This window comes from uncultured Eudoraea sp., from assembly GCF_947258525.1.
In the GTDB taxonomy this organism is placed as follows: Bacteria; Bacteroidota; Bacteroidia; order Flavobacteriales; family Flavobacteriaceae; genus Eudoraea.
This window is the reverse complement of sequence record NZ_CAMYIP010000224.1, coordinates 1-2,060: the sequence shown is the minus strand read 5'-3', so window position 1 is coordinate 2,060 and position 2,060 is coordinate 1. Positions and strand designations below refer to the sequence as shown.

Here is a 2,060-nt window from a genome sequence, read left to right as displayed (position 1 = left end):
ACGGTGCTGCAAAGCAGGAAATTCTTGACCTTGAATGGGCAAAGATAGATTTCGAGTTCAAAGGCACCGGTCTTATTAACCTGTTCAGAACCAAGAACAAAAGGGAACGCACCGAGTTCCTGATGCCCCGCACGAAAAAAGCCCTTCTAAACTGGAAAGCCCACCTTGAGTATATGAGGCACAGAAGGAAGATAACCGAAATCAAGTCAAACCACGTATTTTGTAGGCTGGACGGCACGCCTCTCAAGTCTTTTAATAAGGCATGGTGGCATTCGCTCAAAGTTGCGGGTATCACAAACTTCCATTTTCATGATCTAAGGCACACATTCTGTTCCAACCTGATTCTGTCAGGTGCAGACCTCAAAGATGCCAAGGAAATGATCGGTCATTCCGACATCTCTATGACTGACAGGTACACACATTTGACCACCCAAAGACACCTCCAAAACCAACGTAATCTCTCTGAACATTACACTGGGGTAGACATAGGGTAGACAAAACGCAAAAAACGCCGATTTCAGAGGAAATCAGCGTTTCGTAAGTACTTGATTTTATTGGTCGGGGCGAGAGGATTTGAACCTCCGACTTCCTGCTCCCAAATTATATCGACCCCGATACAATTAACCCTATAACTTATTGAAATAACAGCATTTCTACGGCCACTTGATCTTTTTTATGCCTTGTGCATGCTGTGCACGCTGTGAATAATTACGCATAGTTACGCATGCCGTCGGCACAAAAGGGTAGACAAAGGGTAGACAGAGCAGGAAGGCAAATTTCATTCCGATACCGCCTCTGCGATCAGTACTATCAGTTCAATAGCTTCATCTATATTGAACGCACCAGCACCATTTTGCGGTCAGCATAAAAAAGGTCGAAAAAATCCCTGATTGCGGGTTTTCTTCTGGTTAGTGCTGCACGGACTTTTTCTGCATAGGCCTCCTTCATATCCATTGCTTGAACAGTAAAAACGGGAAGCAGGGGCTGACCACTAAATGGATTCACAACAATTGTTCGGGCCTCACCTGTCACTGAGGAAAGGAGGAGCGGTTCACGGATGCCGATTTCTATCTTTATTTTCTCCTGCTTGTTTATTACAGTCGAAGGATACTCGAGATATCCGATGTATTGTCGCGATTCATTGTGGCCCCGAAATGTCGTTGAGACAGCTATCCCTGGAATTGCTGAAGGCAGTTCATCAAAAATTCCCTTCACTGGATTCATTTTAGAGCGTCTCTGATTTCGCGGAGCGTCCACGGAAACCGGAATGATCAAATCCAGATCTTCACTGAGGCGGTAGAAATCCGCATAGACCTTGCTCAGGCAGGTCCCTCCTTTGAAAACAAGGGATGTCTCCTGGTCAAAGATATGATGTAAAATTAACGAGCAATAGTAGTCTTTTTCGATCAGGCTTGCTGTAAATCCAGTAACAGCCTCTGAATATGACAAAGATTCACGGAAGATGTCCGGATCCATATCGTGAGGGTTTGGTAAGCTCGCTTCATCCATTAACAATAACCCCCCACTTTCGGATGATTTTTCCCTTGGTGGATCTGCCTGGAATCCAGGGAATCAGGGAACTCGAAGTGCTAAGTTGGCGCTGAAGCGGATTTATCATTTGTGGATTCCGCATAAAAGTATCCAACAAATACCCGATTCGCCTGATCGTCGCTATATTTCCATACTTGGCCGTAACATCGACTAATTCTGATGCAAGTTCGGATTCGTTTTCAATCTCCCCTTTTATCCAGCCATATCCCCGGGGCAGGCTATTAAAGCGAGACCAGTCGTAAACAGCATCCATAAGGGCACGAGCCTTTGAAGAGTATATCATTTCTCTATCCTCGCCGGTCCTCACGGCATTGATGGATCCCAGGCGTTCGTCAGCGACTTTGATGAATTGAAATGATAGTTTCCCCACCAAGCGTTTCCCTGAAATACGGTTATTGTAAAGATAGGTCACGCTTGGAATTTGATCATCAAGTCCGTAAAAATTGAAGGCTGTTGGCCCACAGATCTGATATTTGCCTTTCTCCATCTCCATGAGCTTCTGAAGAATC

General features: G+C 45.2%; 3 protein-coding genes. 1 reads left to right on the top strand and 2 read right to left on the bottom strand.

Annotation, left to right across the window (positions count from 1 at the left end; genetic code table 11):
* The coding region (locus Q0X89_RS17325) for a site-specific integrase (protein WP_297696529.1) at positions 1–494 on the top strand (494 nt) is incomplete at its 5' end.
* A 334-nt stretch (positions 495–828) separates the two neighbouring features.
* On the opposite strand, the gene Q0X89_RS17320 is transcribed toward Q0X89_RS17325, so the two are convergent.
* Positions 829–1,476, bottom strand: coding sequence for a nucleotidyl transferase AbiEii/AbiGii toxin family protein (locus Q0X89_RS17320; protein ID WP_297696527.1), 648 nt, complete (start codon positions 1,474–1,476; stop codon positions 829–831).
* 25 nt (positions 1,477–1,501) lie between these two features.
* Positions 1,502–2,060 (bottom strand): hypothetical protein (locus Q0X89_RS17315; RefSeq protein WP_297696525.1); only part of this gene is annotated, 559 nt, incomplete at its 5' end.